Source organism: Bacillus sp. (in: firmicutes) (assembly GCA_017656295.1).
GTDB lineage: Bacteria > Bacillota > Bacilli > Bacillales > JACDOC01 > JACDOC01.
Window position 1 is genome coordinate 65503 of record JACDOC010000004.1, and the last position, 19730, is coordinate 85232.

The 19730-nt window shown below is 37.8% G+C and carries 15 protein-coding genes, 1 pseudogene and 1 riboswitch; of the genes and pseudogenes, 4 read left to right on the forward strand and 12 right to left on the reverse strand.

The annotated features are described in order from the left end of the window. Window position 1: 1 nt before the first annotated feature. Both H0Z31_05650 and H0Z31_05655 read right to left on the reverse strand, forming a co-directional pair. On the reverse strand, window positions 2-1492 hold the full coding sequence (locus tag H0Z31_05650; protein ID MBO8176928.1) for a cobyric acid synthase: 1491 nt from the start codon (window positions 1490-1492) through the stop codon (window positions 2-4). 5 nt (window positions 1493-1497) lie between these two features. Beyond that, window positions 1498-2058, reverse strand: coding sequence for a bifunctional adenosylcobinamide kinase/adenosylcobinamide-phosphate guanylyltransferase (locus tag H0Z31_05655; protein MBO8176929.1), 561 nt, complete (start codon window positions 2056-2058; stop codon window positions 1498-1500). Window positions 2059-2325: 267 nt separating this feature from the next. Continuing rightward, window positions 2326-2512: riboswitch (cobalamin riboswitch) on the reverse strand. A 317-nt stretch (window positions 2513-2829) separates the two neighbouring features. Between H0Z31_05655 and H0Z31_05660 the strand changes: the two genes are divergently transcribed. After that, entirely contained in the window at window positions 2830-4041 is a 1212-nt protein-coding gene (locus H0Z31_05660) for an MFS transporter (protein MBO8176930.1), read from the forward strand. 260 nt (window positions 4042-4301) lie between these two features. Then, entirely contained in the window at window positions 4302-4688 is a 387-nt protein-coding gene (locus H0Z31_05665; protein ID MBO8176931.1) for an Hsp20/alpha crystallin family protein, read from the forward strand. Window positions 4689-5225: 537 nt separating this feature from the next. Here the strand turns inward: H0Z31_05665 and H0Z31_05670 are convergent. From H0Z31_05670 to map, 6 genes are all read right to left on the reverse strand, one after another. Continuing rightward, a complete protein-coding gene (locus tag H0Z31_05670) occupies window positions 5226-7421 on the reverse strand; it encodes an AAA family ATPase (protein ID MBO8176932.1) in 2196 nt (731 codons plus the stop codon). A gap of 120 nt (window positions 7422-7541) precedes the next feature. Continuing rightward, entirely contained in the window at window positions 7542-8528 is a 987-nt protein-coding gene (locus H0Z31_05675) for an acyltransferase family protein (protein MBO8176933.1), read from the reverse strand. Window positions 8529-9007: 479 nt separating this feature from the next. After that, on the reverse strand, window positions 9008-9694 hold the full coding sequence (locus tag H0Z31_05680) for a DUF421 domain-containing protein (GenBank protein ID MBO8176934.1): 687 nt from the start codon (window positions 9692-9694) through the stop codon (window positions 9008-9010). A gap of 192 nt (window positions 9695-9886) precedes the next feature. After that, on the reverse strand, window positions 9887-11428 hold the full coding sequence (locus H0Z31_05685; GenBank protein MBO8176935.1) for a BCCT family transporter: 1542 nt from the start codon (window positions 11426-11428) through the stop codon (window positions 9887-9889). Window positions 11429-11721: 293 nt separating this feature from the next. After that, window positions 11722-11910: a hypothetical protein gene (locus H0Z31_05690; GenBank protein ID MBO8176936.1), complete on the reverse strand. Its 189-nt coding sequence runs from the start codon at window positions 11908-11910 to the stop codon at window positions 11722-11724. Window positions 11911-11946: 36 nt separating this feature from the next. Next, complete coding sequence (gene map / locus H0Z31_05695) at window positions 11947-12690, reverse strand: type I methionyl aminopeptidase (protein MBO8176937.1); 744 nt, start codon at window positions 12688-12690, stop codon at window positions 11947-11949. Between the two features lie 916 nt (window positions 12691-13606). Here map and H0Z31_05700 point away from each other — a divergent pair. Then, a complete protein-coding gene (locus tag H0Z31_05700) occupies window positions 13607-13789 on the forward strand; it encodes an H-type small acid-soluble spore protein (GenBank protein MBO8176938.1) in 183 nt (60 codons plus the stop codon). Window positions 13790-13901: 112 nt separating this feature from the next. On the opposite strand, the pseudogene H0Z31_05705 reads toward H0Z31_05700, so the two are convergent. After that, window positions 13902-14313, reverse strand: a pseudogene (locus H0Z31_05705) (TlpA family protein disulfide reductase). 258 nt (window positions 14314-14571) lie between these two features. Here H0Z31_05705 and H0Z31_05710 point away from each other — a divergent pair. Next, on the forward strand, window positions 14572-15093 hold the full coding sequence (locus H0Z31_05710) for a GNAT family N-acetyltransferase (protein ID MBO8176939.1): 522 nt from the start codon (window positions 14572-14574) through the stop codon (window positions 15091-15093). 55 nt (window positions 15094-15148) lie between these two features. Here H0Z31_05710 and H0Z31_05715 read toward each other — a convergent pair whose 3' ends face one another. From H0Z31_05715 to H0Z31_05725, 3 genes are all read right to left on the reverse strand, one after another. Beyond that, window positions 15149-15331, reverse strand: a complete 183-nt coding sequence (locus H0Z31_05715; GenBank protein MBO8176940.1) for a hypothetical protein — start codon at window positions 15329-15331, stop codon at window positions 15149-15151. Window positions 15332-15423: 92 nt separating this feature from the next. Then, on the reverse strand, window positions 15424-18555 hold the full coding sequence (locus H0Z31_05720) for an SMC family ATPase (protein MBO8176941.1): 3132 nt from the start codon (window positions 18553-18555) through the stop codon (window positions 15424-15426). Further along, window positions 18552-19694 (reverse strand): exonuclease SbcCD subunit D, encoded by a 1143-nt coding sequence (locus H0Z31_05725; protein ID MBO8176942.1) that lies wholly within the window; start codon window positions 19692-19694, stop codon window positions 18552-18554. The genes H0Z31_05720 and H0Z31_05725 overlap by 4 nt, the downstream gene beginning before the upstream one ends. Window positions 19695-19730 lie beyond the last annotated feature (36 nt).

Genomic DNA, 19730 nt, shown 5'->3' on the forward strand with positions numbered 1-19730 from the left:
TCTAACCCTCTTTCCCCGTTGCCAGCTTGACGATCTCATCTATGTTCACGTACGTCCGAATATGGTCCGCAAGGCAATCATACTGTTTATCTTTTTTTGCTGTAATTAAGAGCGTTTTTTGTTCTGTAAGGCCTTTTTTACGCCGAAGTTGATTCAGCCAAAAGGTTCTCCATTCATCATTGTGGAATAGATGATGGACATATGTTCCGATCACAGCCCCATCTTCACGTATCCATCCATCGGCCGCTTGACCATTTTCATCAAAAAGAAAAGGAGAAAATCGTTCATCGTCTCGTACTTTTTGCGTAATGCCTGTATGAATTTCATAACCGTCTATGGTGACTGTGGGGTGGGTCATCCCCTTTATCCTCTTTGTCTTCTTTTCTTTGAAAAAAATCGTTTGAACTGGAAGCAACCCGATTCCTTCCGTTTCAAGCCCATGTACCCCACTGTCCGCTCCATATGGATCTAATAGTTTTTCCGAAAGCATTTGATAGCCGCCGCAAATGCCAACGACGGTTCCACCGTTTTCTACATATTGGACAAGCGCTTGATCCAACCCTCGTTTTTTTAACGTTTGTAGATCGTGAATCGTGCTTCTAGTCCCGGGAATGATCACTGCGTCTGGATGTCCAAGTTGATCAACATGGTCCACCCATCGGATGGCCACATCTTCTTCAAATAGAAAAGGCTCTACATCTGTAAAATTCGATATATAAGGAAGTCGAATAACCGCGATGTCAAGTAGGTGATCATCTAAAACTTTTTTCCGAATCGATAATGAATCTTCTCCATCAATTTGGTGATCGTCTAAGTAAGGGAGCACCCCAAGCACTTTGATCCCTGTCTGTTTTTCAATCCATTCTACACCGCTTTGAAAAAGGCTGATATCTCCTCGAAACTTATTGATAATCACACCTTTAACTCTCTTTCTTTCGTGAGGTTCTAACAATGCAAGCGTCCCGACAATGCTTGCAAATACTCCCCCTCTTTCAATATCTGTCACTAAAATGACCGGGACATCTGCTAGTTCGGCGACTTTCATATTGACAAGATCTCGATCTTTTAAGTTCATTTCCACAGGACTTCCTGCTCCTTCAACGACAAGAAGATCGTATTCGTTACTTAAATCATTTAATGCGGTTTGTATGACCGATAATCCTTTCTCATAAAAGTCATTACGATAGTCTTGTCCAGAAAACGTGTCATAGCTTTTCCCAAATAATACGACTTCTGAATGTGTGTCATTTCTCGGTTTTAATAAAATCGGATTCATATAAACCGTTGCTTCTGTTCGGGCGGCTTCAGCTTGTATTCCTTGGGCGCGGCCAATTTCCTTTCCATCAAAGGTGACATACGAATTATTGGACATATTTTGTGATTTAAACGGCGCAGTTTTATATCCTAAATCGGAAAAAATCCGGCAAAAACCCGTTGTAATAAAGCTTTTCCCTACATTCGAAGCCGTCCCTTGAATCATAATCCCTTTCACCATCATCATCCCTTCATTTTTAGCGCTATTCCTGTTTCTACAAGAAATGCTGTATCTGCTCGATTGACTATTTTTTGATGCAAGAGGCCAATCATCCTCTGATAGGCAAACACATACGGGTCATCAAGGTTTCCATCGTGTAATAGTTCATTGGAGACAAGAATGAACGTATGGACACGAGCAGAAAAAGCGTCAATGGTATTCATTACCTTTAAAACTGTACTATTCATAAAAGCTTCGCTAGTTGATGGTGGAGAACATTCAAATTGATGAAAACAAACATTGCCCATCCATGTCGTAAGACAATCTAAAAGAATTACATCTTCCTTTCCAAAATTCGAAATCAAATGTAAATTTGGATAGGGAAATTCCCATGTTTTCCACGGCAGCGGGCTTTTTTCTCGTGCTAAGCGGTGAAGGGTAATACGTTTTCTCATTTCGTCATCCGTTCCTTCACTTGTCGCAATGTAATGTAGATGGAGCTGATGTTCACTCGCTATTTCCACCGCCAACTGTTCGGCAAACGAGCTTTTTCCGCTCCGCACACCGCCAGTAACAAATATCATCACTATGCCTTCCACTCCCTTAACGTACTGAGCTATCAATCATTTTCTTCTATCTTCCGAACAGCAGCGCGAGCTTTTTTAGGAATTACTTCAACTTTTCCTTTCATTAATCATGTCTTTTGCTACTAGTAGGAAATAAAAAACGACATCTCCTACATAAAAAGGGAGATGTCGTTATATTCAGTAAAATAGCCAATAAATGGCTACGATTCGGCATCAAACAGGCGAACCGCCTTCCAACGACACCTCCCCTATCCTCGTAGGTAAAATGGTGTCTAGAAAATGGGCAGGTCTCCTGGCTCATGGTTCATCGCATCCTATACCTTCCCATGCAAAATGCATAGTGGTCTCTTATAAGATGCTCTCCATTCACAGTGGCGGGACCGCGTTGGATTTTCACCAAACTTCCCTTTTAAGCTGTCTTTCTAACAGCACCCATTTTCCATTCCCTATGTAATTGTCTTTTTTCAACATTATACGTAATAAAGGGGGACTTGTATATAAATAATAATTCTAATTCAAAACTTTTCGGCATGTTTGATCATCACAAGGTTTTGATTTATAGGGTTAAATCCCTTTCTTTTGTCTTCACGCTTCCCTGTTGGAAACCCGATTTTCCTCTTTATTTACTTTTTTATATTTATTTTAAAATAAAAATTTGGGTGCGTGAAATTATATATTGGTAGAAGAAGTTGTTTTTCTTTTTATTTTCGTTTCCTCGTAGTATAATATTTTTCGTGATTCGAAATAGTTTTTGAGAGGAGTTATTTTATGCAGTGTGATGAGACGCGACTTTGGACGAAGTCGTTTACTTTATTAGTTCTTGGGAACATGTTTGTGTTTATGAGCTTTCAAATGTTGTTGCCGACATTACCACCGCAAGCGAAAGAAATTGGTGCCTCTCCGTTAGAAGTTGGACTGGTCACATCTTTATTTACGTTTGGAGCTGTATTGATTCGTCCGTTGATTGGATTTCTTTTAGGTAGTTCTAAACGAAAATGGATGGTTGTTGTTGGAGCTACCGCCCTACTCCTCCTTACCTTTTCATATATGTATGCCGCTATGATCGGATTGTTTTTATGGTTGCGACTTCTTCATGGATTCGCTTGGGGGTGGTCAACGACAGCGAACGGCACAGCAGCTGTTGAACTTGTCCCATCCAAACGAATCGGTGAAGGCATGGGATATTTTGCATTATCAATGACTGTGGCTATGATTGCTGCACCAAGTTTAGGAATCATTTTGTACCAAAATTGGGGATTTGAAACATTAATTTGTGTCGCAAGTGTAATTGGGCTTGTTGCCGTTCTTATTTTAACAAGTGTTCATTACGAAACGCCTGAATCTGTTCTTCAAAACAAGCTTCAGTGGAAAAAGTTCTCGTTTTTTCGTGTAATGATTGAACGAAATGGTACTTATCCAGCATTCATTACCTTTTTAGCTGCATTTGGATATGGTACGATCGTGACGTTTATTGTTATTTTTGGAAATGAGAGAAACATTGATCAAATATTCCTATTTTATTTATTTAATGCCCTCACCGCAATAGTCGTTCGTCCATTCACAGGCAAATGGTTTGACCGCCGAGGTCCTTGGCATTTAATGATGATATGCTCTATGTTAACATTTACTGGACTTTGGACGCTATCTTATACGAATTCGGTCGAATGGTTAATATTATCTGGTGTATTATTCGGTCTTGGTTATGGTTCCATGATGCCCGCTCTACAAGCATGGGTCATATCAAAAACCATCCCCGAACGTCGCGGGGTTGCTAACGGGATGTTTTATTCTGCCATTGATTTAGGAATTGGCGTCAGTTCTTTATTTTTCGGTTTCATATCTTCTTACCTTAACTTAATGACCATCTTTCAACTATCAAGTATTTGTTTTATCATAGTCTATATCCTTACTTGGAACGATTGGCGTAAACAAAAATCCAAAGCACCAACCTCCAGTTCCTTTCAATCGTATACATTGTAATGACAGGGGTTTTCCCCTGTTATTTTTCATCAATTACTTGGATGCGTGAAATTATATTAGTCTTATTTTTAGTAGCTTTTGTCTTTCTAAATAATTTGGCTACGTGAAATTAAAAAATTAGACATTCCATCTGGAACCATTTAATTATTTTTTTCCTTATGATTGAAAATGGTTGTTCGAACCTCACTTTTTCCTTCCGAGTGAATATGATGAATAAAAGTAAAGCTTTCTAATCAGAGCTATAAATGGAGGATTTTCAAATGGCAGAACGTAAAGAACATGCCGTTACGGATAATCTTGAAGCTTGGTTTGAACAATTATTTAAAGATCCTTATACATCTTATCTTGATTGTACAGAATTTCAAGTGGACCTTTTTGAAACACAGCATTCTATTATTGTTGAGGCGTGGTTAAAAGAGTTGGAAGTTGATGAAATCGAAATTGTTCGTGAAAATTCGACATTGTTTATCAACTTATATAATCACGAGCAAAATTGTAAACGTTCTCGGAAAATTGAGTTTCCCTTTACATTAACGAATCGAGTTCTTTCTACAAAATTAGAACAATCCATATTAGAAATCACCATCAGCAAAGCATCCTCCTCTTCCCCACATTCAGCTATATATCGTTTACAACGAAAAAAATAATGCTTAAAGTGAACTTGAAAACATGAACTCTAGTCATAATTCAAAATTTTGCAACATTCATTTAAAAAATAGGTAAAAACTACTACAAAATTGATTTGCAACATCATTTGTTTATGGTATCTTTATAAATGGAAAAACATATAATAGAGAACGAGGGAGAGTTCCTTATGGAGACTCCCATCGTATGATGTTGACTCGCTAGCGCGTCAATAAAAAACCGAGAGTGCGGGCACACTCTCGGCAGGCAAAGGTTGATTCTTCGGAATCGGCCGATAGACAACTTGCTATAGACCTTTCCTCACGGGCATTAAGGGAGGTCTATTTTTTTTGGTGAAAGGACAACACCACTACCACTAAAGAACTAAATGAAATCATTAACATTAATGATTCGAAAATGGACATCAGCTCACCCCCTTTCGGTACATGGTGAGGGGGTAGCCGACCTCCCCTAATGGTATACCTTTGCTTGTCTATATTTTACCATAATTAAACAGAAAATAGAAAACACGTTCGTATATATTTAAAAATAAGTCTTTTTTACTTAACGAATGAAAGCAAGGTTTCACAAAACTTTCGGGAACAAACCCGGACATAAAACGGACCATCAGAAAAACGTGGGTTTCCGATCCATAATGTTTCTTCGTCTATGATTACGTACGAAAGTGGATGCTCTGTCAATATCCACTCAAAACGAGGATGTCGATCAGATAATTGTTCTTGTGCCACGATGGTCCAATTCATTCGTTCATTTTTTTCTTGAATGTATTGAATAAAATCCATTGGAAAACTATCCCCCTTCCCAATGGAAAGGACGACGGATTGAGCGGTACATAGCTCATGAAGAAATCGACTTTTCCCTTCTTTCCCCCACCATTGAAGTTTTTCAGTGGATAGTTGTGACATGGAAGATAGTTGTTTTCTTACTTGCACCCATGTTTTTGTTTTTCCATAAGACATTAAGGACTGAAGAATCGGTTGTGATCGACTAGATTTTTCTAAAAATTTGACATCACTCATTAAAATACATTTTCCGCGCGATCGAGTTAAAGCAACGTTGATCAATCGGTCGCTTTTAGAGCCCGTTAACATACGGCTTATATATCCATGTCCTTCCCCATCTACCGTATCAAAAAAAAGAACGTCTCGTTCTGAACCTTGATATTTATGAACGGTTGCCGCTAAAACATGGAGATTTCCCTGTTCTTCTTGCTCCTCTAAAAATGAAGATACAAGTTTCGTTTGGGCACGATATGGAGACACGTATCCAATAGACGTATGATTTTTTTTCGCTTGTTCAATCCAAGTAAGAGAAAGAAGGGCCGAAAGTAAATGATAGCGGGATGCTTTGTGTCTTCCTCCCCATATCCCCATGTCCGAATGGTCAACTAAACAAAATGAGGACTTTGGAAAAGGTGCTTTTTCTGTAATTTCTCCCCTTATTGCTCCTATTGATGGATCATCCGTTACTTGTCCTCCATACATATAATGATTTGTAAAAGCGGAAATGTCAGGGTGCATCCTTCGTTGAACCGTTAACATATATAAATGAGGATGGCTCTTTCCTTGATCCACCACATTATCAACTCCTGAATGGTGGAAGATGTCTTCTTTTAGCCATTTTTCAACGAGTGGATGATTCGATAAAGCAATCGGTGGCAATTGTCGAAAATCACCACATACAATGATTCGTTTTCCGAGTGATGATGCAAAAGCGATTTGAGGAACGTATGCCATACTAGCCTCATCAACTAGAACGATGTCATACGTTCGGTTATAAATCATAGGATCAACAGCTGCTTTCGATAACGTCGTCCCAATGATTTTAGCCTCTTCCATTACTTTTTCCTCTTCTTTTTTCCATTGATCTCTTAGTTGTAATAGTTGTTTGTCGAGTCGTTTCAAATCATTGACAGAGGCTAGTCCTTTTGTCATTTGGACCATAAGCTTCGCACGTTCTTCTGTAAGTGCTTCCATTTTTGTTACCCAGTCAGGATACGCTTGCCGAACGAGATGGTCTACACTTATGGCGGGATTCGTCTGCCTTAGTTTCTGGCCAACCACACCATATCGTAATAGGTGTCCTTCTTCGTATCCACGATATTTTTTGGTTAACCTGCTAATTTCTTCTATAATCACATCTACCGCTTGATTGCTATGTGCTAAAATTAGAACCGACTGATTTTTCATATATTTTTGTAGGGCAATTCGAGCTAACGTATACGTTTTCCCTGTTCCAGGCGGTCCCCATATAAACGTGACCGGATTATATTTTGAACGAACAGCTAGCTCATGGATATGGTGTTTAAACGTTTTGTTAGGTGTACGATCTAAGGAAGGCGGAAACAATATGTTTTTTACCCTACGAAGCTTTTTCTTCGATGAAGGAATTTCTTTTATTCGTTGACGCAGTTTTTCTAAAAGCTCCCAAGGTTCCGCAACTAGTTCAGCTTCCGCTACTTCTTCGCCAACATACCCATTTAAATGAAGAATGACTTCTCGTTCAAGGAAAGATAATACCGTTCCATAACATGAAAGTTCACCTATTACAAGACGAACAGGTGCCCCTTCTAACAACATCGCACCGTTCGGACAGGTAAATGAATAGGTTGCATGTTCCACTTCTTGATGGATACAACGTCCATTCTCTACATCTATACCCTTTCCCCCAATTGTTTTTATATAGTTGATTTCCTCTTTTAATGCTATAAGCCATTCACGAAATATTTCTTTCATTAGTTAATCTCCTTTAGGATATCAATACGATTATACAAATCTAGCTTCCTGTTTCAAAGGACATCCAAAATACAAAACGACTTTCCATCAAAGAAAAGTCGTTTCGTTATCTTTTCTTATTTAAGAAGATTCAGAGTTTACCTTAAAGCCTTTCCCTAGTAGTAAGTAGTTCATATAAACCATAGGTTTTCTTGATAATAGAAATACGATCAGCCAAGCAAGAACAAAAAGTAAATAATATTGTTCAGAATGTTTAATCCATACAAGTAAATCTGACTCACGAACGAGTTTTACAATAAACATATGACATAAATAAATAATAAACGTAACTGATCCAATTTTGGTGATTGCTAATTTATTTGACGGAACAATGGAAAGGAAGCTAAAAGTAGCCATCCCCATTACAAGGTAAGCAAAAAGTCGATACGCGAATCCATACGTTTCCGATCCATCCATAATTTCTGTATATGGATCACGACCGTATAGCCAGTGTCTCCATTCAATATCACCATAGAACCATACAACGATGAACAATGTCATGAATACGATGGAAGATATAATTGTATACGGCCTCATTTTAAGCCAGTCGAAATGTCTTTTTTCTAACAAGTGACCTAAGTAGAAAAACGGAAAAAAGAAAAAGGTTCTTGATAAACTAAACCACTCATTAACATCTTCCAAATAACCAACGATTAAAGATAGAGTAATAGCGAACAAAAAACCATATTGGAATTTCCGAAAAAATGGAAGCATAATATTCCAACAGAACATACTAATCAAAAACCAAAGCGCCCATCTTGGGGTTAATAATGAAAATTCAACATCATCCCCAAACATCGACTGATAATAAATGGTGTAAATGATTTGAAATATAAAATATGGAATTAAAAATTTTTGTACAAGCTTCCAGATATCTTTATGCGATTTTATCGTTTTTGAAAAGTATCCAGCGACTAAAACAAAAGCGGGCATATGAAATAAATAGATAAACAAATAGATGGAAGCAACCCATTCACTTTCATAGATGATTTTTGAAAGAATGTGACCGAAAACTACTAAAATGATGAGGATGGCTTTAACGTTATCAAAGTAAGGCTCTCTCGACATGTATTCACCCATCCTTTAATAATATTAAGCTTTTTAATCATCAATGAAAATAGTAACAAAACCAGCTGCTGAAACCAGCAAATTCAATGATATATAATGAAAAATTTATTGTCAAATCATTTTTAACATCAGAATGTAATAAATGTTATATAAATAAAAAAGACCAAGTCCTCAGCGATTGGTCTTACTGTTTTCTATTCGAAAAAATATTTTATAATAAGGCTCTACCCAAAAATAACTGTGGATAACTTTTACTGTTATTTCATTCATCGATGTGCCAATGTCAATTGGCATGAATGTCTGTTAAACGATACGGTTGATATGTATACATTTCGCTTGTGGCGGACGCTTTCCGAGGCAAGGTGCAAGCCGCTTCCCTCGCAACGCTCAAGTAATGGTCTTGCTTGTCTTATTATTCCCGCTAAAGTCGCCGCCGTGTGAACAACTTGCTAAAAATCAACAATGAAATATAACATAGCCTATAATAATATATCTTTATGATGCTCATTGATTAATTGAACATATACAGGACCATCTTCCCCTAATGTGTACGCATAAAACACGTTGTTCACATCATTCACTCCTTTATTCCTTAATTGTTCCATTAACCACTCATTGGACCGATTGAGCTTTTTTAATTGTTGATGCTGAATCTTCCCTTCCAATATGAGCGAAATCGGCAATGGCTGAGAATCTTCGGAAGAATGAAGTAAATATTTAGAAAGGGGCGCGTATTCAGGCTTTGGTATCACACTCATATTTCCATTAGGTTCTAAAATCGCATATTCTATTTGGTCGACTGAAGGAAATCCCGCAGTCCGAATAGCAGATAACAGTTCAGATAATGGGTAGCGTTGTTTTTTTAAGTTTGAAATATTAATTTTCCCATGCTGAATAAATTCAACGGGATTCCCGATAATAAATTTGGTCAGACGATTGATTAAATTTAATTTAGAAATGACTAAATGGACGATAACTAATGCAATAATCGCGATGCAAGCTTTTTTATATGAATGAATGGTAATAGGTGCACACGCGATGTACGCTAAAAAAATGATAGCCCCAAAATCGTGTGGCGTTAATTGAGCTAATGCAGTTTTGCCTAAAAGTCGAATGGATGTAATATATAAAAGAAACATCCCGATGACCAACAATAAAAACTTCACATGAATCGTCTCCTTAGTCACTTGTTCCTATTTCATTGTGAACGTAATACGTAAAGAACATACGCCTTTTCATGCAAATTTAATAATTGCCTGTGGCCCGTTCTTATTTGAATGCATAAAAACAGCCGAGAGTCCATTCTCTCGACTATGATTGCGAGTTTTTTATAACCCCTTCAAACAGATATTTTTTCATTAGCTTGCCTGCTTTTTTGAAGGAATGGTAGCTAGCTTCTCTAAATCCTTTCTGGCTGCCCGAACAAACGATACACCTAATATCCATGTGAGGAATAGAAGCGGGAAACCAGCAACGATACTTGCCGTTTGAAGAGCTGAAAGTCCTCCTATATACATCAATGTAACCGGTAATAACGAAAGCGCAAATGCCCAAAATAATCGATTCCAACGGAGTGGTTCATCGTCGACTTTTTTCTGAACAACTGAAGCTAAAATGTATGAACCGGAATCGAAGGTGGTAGATAGGAAAATAATGGCCAATAAGAGAAAGACCGGAATCACCAGTTCACTTAGTGGCAATTGGCTAATCGTTCCAATAATCGCTGCTGGAGCCCCTTGTTCTTGTAGGACTTGCACAACGGAATATTGTCCAGTTAGTTCTAAATATAATCCAAAGTTACCTAAAATACCGAAAAATAGTACACAACCGATTGTTCCGTAGAAAATCGTCCCTAGAATGATTTCTTTCACAGTACGTCCTGCTGATATTTTGGCCACAAATAACCCGATAAATGGAGCATAAACAAGCCACCATGCCCAATAAAATACGGTCCATCCTTCTGGGAATCCTGTCCGTTCGAACGGGCCTAAATTATTGAATGGCTCTAACCAAGTACTCATCCGAAAGAAATGGTCAAATAAAATCCCCAGACTAGAAACGGTAGTCTCTGCCATAAATACAGTTGGTCCTACCACAAAAATAAATGCCAATAGACCGATGGATAACCATAAATTTACGTCACTTAATACTTTAATCCCTTTACGTAATCCAGAATATGAACTAATTGCAAAAACAACAGTACATACGAATAGAATAATGGTTTTCATTGTCATTGATTCTTCTAGTCCGGTCATTTTATTCAACCCGGATGCGATTAGCGGTGTCCCCATCGCTAATGTCGTACCTGCTCCACCTAATAGTCCAAACATAAAGAGGATATCGATGACTTTTCCTGCCCAACCGTCCGCATAACGCCCAATGACCGGACGGCACGCTTCACTAATTTTTAAAATCGGCCGTTTTTTCTTGTAATAAAAATAAGCAATGGGTAAGGCTGGTAAACAATAAATCGCCCACGCAATTGGTCCCCAATGGAACATTCCGTACGTTGCTGCCCACTTGATTGCTTCTTGTGACATTGGTTTGGCGCCAAATGGCGGAGATGTATAATAGTACGCCCATTCAATGGTTCCCCAATACAAAATGCTTGATCCGATCCCTGCACAAAACATCATCGCTGCCCAAGATGCTGTAGAAAATTCTGGATCTTGATTTCCCATTTTAATTTGACCATATTTACTGAACGCTATATACATTAAAAAGATAAAAACAACTAGCCCCATCACTAAATATAAAACGCCAAAATTTTCGGTGATCAAACGATTTAACGATAGAACAAATGCCTCTCCTTGTTCAGGAAAAAGAATAAGTGGAATCGTAACTCCAAATAAAATTACTAAAGCGCCAATAAAAGTTGGCCAATCGATTAAATATTTCATGTTTAGTCCACACTCCCCCTTTTAAACTGAATATAGTATATAGCGGTAAATAATGGTGATAATTAACAAGGGCATACATGGGGCATTGATTTAAAATGGGGCGTCAAACAACTATTACCCATCTTCCCGCAATTTGAAACATATTATTTAAATTTTTTATTTCTAATTTTAGATGATTCCAAAAATGATAGAATAAGGTATTCTTATAATGAAAGCAAAAGACCCCACTTTAAAAAATCAATAATCTTGAGCAAAGAACATGAAAAAAGGTAAGCAGCCATACGAATGGTTGCTTACCTTTTTAAATGGGCGCTGTTAAACGATACTGATGATATGTATACATTACGCTTGTGGCGGACGCTTTCCGCGGGCAAGGTGCAAGCTGCTTCCCTCGCTTCGCTCAAGTATGGGTCTTGCCTGGCTTCTTGTTCCCGCTGAAGTCGCCGCCGTGTAAATAACTTGCTAAATATCAACAATGACATATAACATAGCCTTTAAAATAAAGATGGTACATGCATCTATAAAGTTAAAATGATTGGTTCATGTTCCGTAATGACAATGGTATGTTCTTTTTGAGCAACAAGGCTTTGATCGGGAGTTTTGTATGTCCAGCCATCTCCCGATTCAACGACCATCTCTGCCTTCAAGGAAACGAAAGGCTCAAAAGCTATAACCATCCCATTTTTTAATAACTGTTGGTCCCAAGGGTCGTAATAATTTAAAATATGTTCAGGTGCCTCATGCAAGGAGCGGCCGATACCATGACCTGTTAAATTTTTGATAACATGAAAGCCTAATCTCCTTGCTTCATTCATCACCGCTTTTCCGATTTGATTTTGTTTTTTTCCCGCTTTTGCTTTCTCAAGTCCTTTTTGAAACACTTGATCTGTGGCCTGTAACAACTCTTCAATTTTAGGGCTTCCTTTTCCAACTAAAAACGAAATACCGGTGTCTGCGTAAAATCCGTTATAAGAACCAGAAACATCGATATTCACTAAATCCCCTTCCTGAATGACTCGATCTCCGGGAATCCCATGGGCCACTTCATCATTTACACTAATGCATGTAAAACCCGGAAAATTGTAGTCTTTTTTCGGCCCGCTTTCAGCTTCGTATTGTTTAAATAACTTCCCAGCTAATTCATCTAATTCTTTTGTTGTAATTCCAGGCTCAGCCGCCTCTTTCATCTCATCTCGAATTCGGGCCACAATTTGCCCAATCGTTTTCAATTGATCCAATTCATAATCTGACTGAATAATCATTGCCATCTTCCTTTACTTATTTCATTCCAATAAATAATCATAACGAAACCTTTTCCAAATGAAAAGGGATACCTCTTTTTCATTTCTCATATATATGTATAAACGAAAAAAATGTTCGGAGGTGGTTCAACTGGTTTTACAATGGTTTATCTCCATAGGATTTATTGTTATTTTACTACTTGTCATTGCATTTATTTTTTTCTTTTTAAAGAAAAATTTACCACATACTGAATCTAAAACGATTGATCCATATGAAGAACATGATTTCCCTACGGATGACTCAAAAGACTTGTAAAATTCTCGAAAAAGGCGGATACCTAAGGACAAGCGTGGATACAACATTATGTACCCTGTCATACGATAGGATAGGATAGACAAAAGAAAGGGTTTAAATATATAAAAACCATCCTTCAAAAATCCCCCCTCACAATTCCTTTCTTTTTTTTCTATCCATCAATCCCTTAAGAAGGATGTAAGCTATTTATTAATAGCTTTCACTCACTGTTCCTCCTTTCATCAACAACCGGGCATTCACACCTGATGGATTCAGGTGTGTTTTTTTTAAGGCTATGTTATGGACGCAAAGGTAATTTTGTCAAACGACATAGATTTCTGAAGGTTACTTAAAAAAACTCTGTTAAACGACGGGCAAGCCGCATGCCGCTTCCCTCGCTACGCTCAAGTATGGGTCTTGCGGCTTTTTGTTCCCGCTGGGTCGCCGCCGTGTGAATAAGTAGCTAAAAATCAACAATGACATAACTAAAAATAGAATATTTAGCCTGTCTAACATGGGAAATGGAAAAGTAACTGAATGATTATTATTCATACCATGAATGTTCATCATTCCTCGGCCAATCATGCATATTATCTAAAAATAAACTCAAACTATTCATGAATAATGCGAAGGAGGATGAAAATGAACGTTCAACGTGCAAAAGAAATTTTAGAATCACCTGATATTATTCCGGTTACATGTAATGGAAAACAAATTATCATTCAAAGTGTGAACGAAAAAAACGAAACCGCTCGAATATATTTACGAGAAGAACCAATGGAAGAAAAAACCGTTTCTGTTAACGAATTAGTTGAAGAACAGTAAAAAATAAAAATAAGACTTGTCCCTTCATTTTAGGACAAGTCTTTTTTCATGTGTATATATAAGGAATGATCGGTTATATCAATGATCTTCTTTGAATGGGACTATCCTTCATTTAGCACTCGTTCAATTCGCTTACGAGCATCTGCATTCCACTTCCACCAGCTTGAAAGTGCCGTAATTTCCCTTCTTTATCAAAAACATAGTAGGCAGGAACATATTGATTTTGGAACGCATCCGTTAGCTTATGTTGGTTATCAACAAAAATCGGTTGAGTAATATCATGCCCCATCGCCATCGCTTCAATGACATTTAAATCTAAGTCATCTTCTGAACGAGGCATATGTACGGCAACAACATTTAGCGGTCAACATATTCATCGCGTAACTTATTGACTTCAGGCATCGCTTCTTTACATAAATGGCAACTTACTGACCAAAAATGAATTAACGTTGGTTTTTCTCCCATTAATTCTCCTTTGATACTTCTCCATTAATCCAAGCTGTCGCCCCTGTTAATTCAGGCATTGGTTCAGTAGTTTCATCATTATCTTCCTCCTTGTCATGACCATGTAAAGAAGATCTATGTATATTATATTAAATATATTTTGATATTCATCTTTTATAGTAATTTTAATTTAATTTTCATTATAGATTATCACTTTTTGGTTTTTATCCATACATAAAAAATAGTAGATTCATTTGCATTGATAGTTAACTTCTAGTAAAATGGCAAAATGTATAGTCTGAACGGAATCAAATATGAAACAAAGAAAGGAGTTCGTGATGTCTTATCCCTCAGTTTGGTTCGTAAAGGAAAAAAAGAAGGATGCCGACGAGTTACAAAAAGATTTAGATTCATTAGAGTTCCAACTATTTCGTATGCAGGAAAATTTGAAGGAAGTTGCAAAAAAATATCAAGTACTTGGAATTGACCAAGATAAACATGAAAATTGGGTTGTTGTTTACGGTAAAGATGATGGAAATATTTGTCGAATCATGGTTACAGATAGTGAAACACCCTATCAAGGAACTTGGGATTTTTCGTTGCATGCCCAATACGAAGATAAGTATACGATCCACATTGACGACATTCGTGGACCAGTCAATAAAGGATACGGCTCTATATGTATGAACTATTTAAAAGAAATTGCGACCAATCAAAACATTCATACCATTACAGGTGAAATTGCGAAGCGTGATTGGGATCATATTGACCGGCTTGTTCATTTTTACGAAAAACATCATTTTCATGTTGAACTTGATGAAAAAAATCAATGTGGCGAAATTATTTGGAACAATGAATAAAAAGGAGTCCAAAACATGGGCTCCTTTTTCTTAATGGTATAAGTGCACTTTTAGTTTATATTTTTTGCCTTTTTTGATTGACAAATAGTTGCATCAAAATAGAAAGAAAACCTATAATGGCGGAAATGACGGCAAATATCGGTTTTCCTAATTGAATGAAGAAAAACGTCATCGTTAATAAACCTAATGAAATCACAAATAAAAATATCCGTGTACCGATGATATAACTTTTTTCCATCGGTTGCCTCCTTTCCATCTAAAAACGACTACCTTCGATTTCATGGATTCCAACGCCTGCTAATGATACATCTTCTAGCCTTCTGTGAGAGATTAATGAAAGATAAATTCCGTTCGACTTCCTTCTTTTGTTGCAATTACTTCTAACCGAGCGTCAATCCGCTCCTTTAATTCAGGCACATGGGAGATAATCCCAACTAAGCGGCCACTTTGTTGAATGTCCATTAACGATTCAACGGCTTGGTCTAGCGATTCCGGATCCAACGTACCAAATCCTTCATCAATAAACATCGTTTCTAACGACACACCGCCAGCATATTGTTGAACCACTTCTGATAAACCAAGAGCTAACGCAAGCGATGCTTTAAAGCTTTCTCCACCTGATAGTGTTTTTACATGTCGTTGTTGCCCTGTATACTGGTCAAATACTAATATTTCTAAACCGCTCTGAACATTTCCTTTGGAGCGGTCCGTTTTACGAAGAAGTTGATACCGGCCACTCGTCATCTTGCGGAGTCGTTCATTTGCAACGAGTAATATTTCGTCTAAAAACGCAGCTAATACAAATCGTTCAAACGTCATTCGGTAACGATTTTGTCCTTTCGTAATATCAGCTAAATGCCCGATTAGTTGAAAAGATACTTCCATTTGTTGCATTTGTTCGCGAAGTTTTTTGAGTTTTTCCCCTACCTTTTCATTATGTTCTTTTCTTACTAACATCGATGTATACTGTTCGCTATATTGTTCGATTTCTTGAACAATTTGCGTTAGTTTTTCGTCAATTGCCTTGACATTAGGCTTGTCCACATTTTTAACTAATTCAGAAACTTCTTTTAAGCGATCATCAACTGACGTCAGTCGTTCCCAATATGCACGAACTGTTGTTTCCATTTCCTTTCGTTCGGCTTCTGTTTTTTTCGCCTTTTCATACGCTTGATAGGAAGTGAATCCTTGTTCTTCTAATTGTTTTTTGAACAGTTCTCTTTCGTGTTGTAATGATTGTTCACGGCTTTGAATATGTTTTTTGATCTCTTGTTTTCTAGCTTCATCTGCTGATACTGCTTCCTTCCACTGCTGTACTTGTTCTTTTGTCTGTTCTAAATGGCGTTCGTACGTTTGAAGGTCTTCCTGAATCTTTTCATATCGTGAGTAAAAAGCTTCTTTTGTGCGTAAATGTTCTGGTAAAGAGTTTTCCATCGATTGAACTTGCGCTTTACATTCCATGTATTGATGATACCACTCTTCCCGTTGCTGTTGGATGTTCTCGAGTCGGGCGGTCAGTTGTTCATATGTCTGTTTCCAATGGTCTAATTGTCCCATTTTGGCTTGAATTTCTTCTAATTTAAATGCGATTTCTTTTAAGCGACCTTCCATCGTTTCTTGGTCACTTAATCGTATTTGCATCCATTCATCAAGTTCCCATGTCTTAGCCTCAGGATCTTGCTCATACACATCTCGTTGAATTTCTTGTAAAGATGTTTGGATACGAATATGTTCTGTTCTCAATTCAGACACTTGGTGCTCCACTTGGCGTATTTCTTCTTCCCGACGTTTTAATTGTTCAACGGCTGCCTCTATATCCTCTTCTTTTGGCACACTCTTATCACCTGTTGCTGGAAGCGGGTGATGCACGGAACCGCATACTGGGCATGGCTCGCCTTCTTCAAGATGAGCAGCTAGAAGGCTGGCTTGTCCTTTTTTCCACTCGGTTTGTAGCCGTTCTACAAGTTGTTGATCATCCTTGCGCACACGTTCTAATTGAGCAAGTAATCCCAATTTCTTTTCTAATTGTTTGGAAATCGAATGGTCTTCTTGAATCAATTGTTGAAGTCGCTTTCCCTTCGTTAACGTATGGTACAATTGTTGTCTTTTGTTGGAGAGTTCCAGCTTTTCTAGTTGCAGGGAACTTACTTCTTTCTCATATAGGGTGGCGTCATGTATTTTTCCTTCAACCAATTGTAATTGTTTTAACGTTTCTTGTTCTTCGTTCACTTTCTCTTTCCATTGCTTTTCTACAGCGAAAAATTTCTGTTTCGTTTCTTCAAGCTTTTTTACATAAGGTAATAGGTTCTCTAACCTTCCTTTTTCTTCACTTAATGCTTTATATGTAGGTTCTTTCTCCTTTAACACGTTCAGTTTTTCAATTGCCTGTTGCAACATCTTTTTTCTGTTTTCCCACTCAACGTTACTTTTTTTTAGTTGAAGAAGTTGCTCATCAATTTCTGTTCGAATTTTTTTGCATAATTGTTCTTGAGTTTGTAACGTTTGGGCACGATAAGCTTGCTCAATTTGTTGTTCAAGTTGGCGAATGGTTGGTTGTTTTTGTTCTAATTGATGTTTTTCTTGTTCGAGCTTTTCTTTTAAATGAAATTGTTGAACAATGGCTTGTGCTTCAAATTTTTTCTTCTGCCACATGTCGCGTTCATTTTCTTTATCCTTTCTCATTTTAGAAAGATTCGTTAATTGTCCCTGCATCCATTCGATTTCTTCCACAAGCCACTTCTCCCATTCCGGGTGATGAATCGCCCCTTCTTGGACGACTTGTTGTAACCCTTCATGGTGAAGAACATGCAAGCTTTTTAATGCATCCATTTGTTCTGTATGTTTTTGTTCAACCTTTGATTTTAGTTCATTTGCTTTTTCTTTTAGCTTTTCTTCCATTTTTTTATAGATTTCGGTGTGAAAAAGGCGCTGTAAAATCGTTTCTTTATCTTTACTATCAGACACTAGTAGTTTTCGAAATTCTCCTTGAGGAATCATCACGATTTGCCGGAACTGATTTGCATCAAGTTGAATAAGATCCATTATTTTTTCATCCACTTCTCGAACGTTTCCAGCGATTAAAATATCCTCTCCATTTTCATTCCGTTCATAAAGCTCAGCCCGGGCGTTAACGATTGTATACCCATCCCCTCTTGCCTTTTTCTTTTGTTGTTGAGGTGATCGCCAAATCCGATACGTTTTTCCACGAAGGGTAAACGTTAAAGAGACTTCCGTCGGTACATCATCTTTTGCAAAATGGCTCCGTAAATCTGATCCAGCCCGGTCAGCACCACTAGCTTTCCCATAAATAGCGAACGAAATGCCGTCAAAAATTGTTGTTTTCCCTGCCCCTGTTTTACCTGAGATGACAAACATCGTCCGATTTCCTAGCTTTCGAAAATCAATCGTTTCGGTACCAGCGTATGGACCAAACGCTTGCATCGTCAATTCAAGCGGTCTCATAGGAATGCTTCCTCCTTTTTCACTTCGTCAATGATTTGAATCATGGCGTCCCTTTCTTGTTCAGATAATTCCGTCATAGTCATTTCCTCATAAAATTGAGCAAACAAATCAAATTCTGACTTTTTCTCCTGAGAATGGGAATGTAGATTTGAAGAAAGTTTCTGTTGGCGTTCTAATTTACGTTCAAGGTGAAGCACATTAGGATACACTTGACGGAGTTTTTGTATAGGGTCAATCAGAGCTCCTTCATCTAATAAGGTGATTTTTAAATAATCTTCCACTTGTTGTGTTTGATAAAAAGATGGATCCAACAATTCTTCTAAATATCCTTCAATCTCTCGTAAATCTCGTTTCGGTGTTAATGTACGTTCATTTATTAGTAGATTCCCACCATCATCAATTTCAACGATACTAATGCTTTTTCTTTGTTTTGCCTCAGAAAACGAATATTTTAACAACGAGCCGGAATAACGGATTGAGTCATGACGGATCGCGTCTGGGCTATGTAAATGTCCTAGTGCCGTATAGGTAAAAGGAGAAAATACATCTTGGTGGACACATCCACTCCCTCCAACGGATAAGATCCGTTCTGAATCGGTTGTTTTTCCACCTAAAACAAACGCATGCCCAATCAATACGTTTGGTTCGTTCGGATTCATCGTTGATTCAATCTCTCCAACGATCCGTTGCATCGCATCTTGGTGTGAATGGATCGATTCATCTTCGAACAGCTGTCTAACGACGCCTGGTTCTGCATAAGGAACTAAATAGAAATTGACTCCGTTCATCCGAACAGGTTCTAATGTCCGTTCGATTTTTCCGCTTAAGTACAACTTGTGATGCCGGTACCACGCCGAACCAAAAGAGAGGCGCTCCGCACTATCATGATTACCAGCAATCGCTAAAATCGGAACTGTTAATTCAACGTTGATTCGATAAAAAACTTCATTTAATAGTTCAACCGCTTCTGTTGGTGGAACCGAACGATCATATAAATCTCCAGCCACAATGACTGCATCTGGTTGTTCTTCCGCCACAAGTTGAACGAATTGGTCTAAGACAACTCGTTGTTCTTCCGTCATGTATAGTCCGTGAACGAGCTTTCCTAAATGCCAATCGGCTGTATGAATAAATTTCATTCTAGTACTCTCCCTTCTTTACTACTATTTTATAAT

Coding starts and splice junctions, on each gene's coding strand:
- H0Z31_05655 (MBO8176929.1), bottom strand. CDS start 2,058: ATGATATTTGTTACTGGCGGTGTGCGGAGCGGAAAAAGCTCGTTTGCC.
- H0Z31_05660 (MBO8176930.1), top strand. CDS start 2,830: ATGCAGTGTGATGAGACGCGACTTTGGACGAAGTCGTTTACTTTATTA.
- H0Z31_05665 (MBO8176931.1), top strand. CDS start 4,302: ATGGCAGAACGTAAAGAACATGCCGTTACGGATAATCTTGAAGCTTGG.
- H0Z31_05670 (MBO8176932.1), bottom strand. CDS start 7,421: ATGAAAGAAATATTTCGTGAATGGCTTATAGCATTAAAAGAGGAAATC.
- H0Z31_05675 (MBO8176933.1), bottom strand. CDS start 8,528: ATGTCGAGAGAGCCTTACTTTGATAACGTTAAAGCCATCCTCATCATT.
- H0Z31_05685 (MBO8176935.1), bottom strand. CDS start 11,428: ATGAAATATTTAATCGATTGGCCAACTTTTATTGGCGCTTTAGTAATT.
- H0Z31_05690 (MBO8176936.1), bottom strand. CDS start 11,910: ATGTCATTGTTGATATTTAGCAAGTTATTTACACGGCGGCGACTTCAG.
- map (MBO8176937.1), bottom strand. CDS start 12,690: ATGATTATTCAGTCAGATTATGAATTGGATCAATTGAAAACGATTGGG.
- H0Z31_05700 (MBO8176938.1), top strand. CDS start 13,607: ATGAACGTTCAACGTGCAAAAGAAATTTTAGAATCACCTGATATTATT.
- H0Z31_05710 (MBO8176939.1), top strand. CDS start 14,572: ATGTCTTATCCCTCAGTTTGGTTCGTAAAGGAAAAAAAGAAGGATGCC.
- H0Z31_05715 (MBO8176940.1), bottom strand. CDS start 15,331: ATGGAAAAAAGTTATATCATCGGTACACGGATATTTTTATTTGTGATT.
- H0Z31_05720 (MBO8176941.1), bottom strand. CDS start 18,555: ATGAGACCGCTTGAATTGACGATGCAAGCGTTTGGTCCATACGCTGGT.
- H0Z31_05725 (MBO8176942.1), bottom strand. CDS start 19,694: ATGAAATTTATTCATACAGCCGATTGGCATTTAGGAAAGCTCGTTCAC.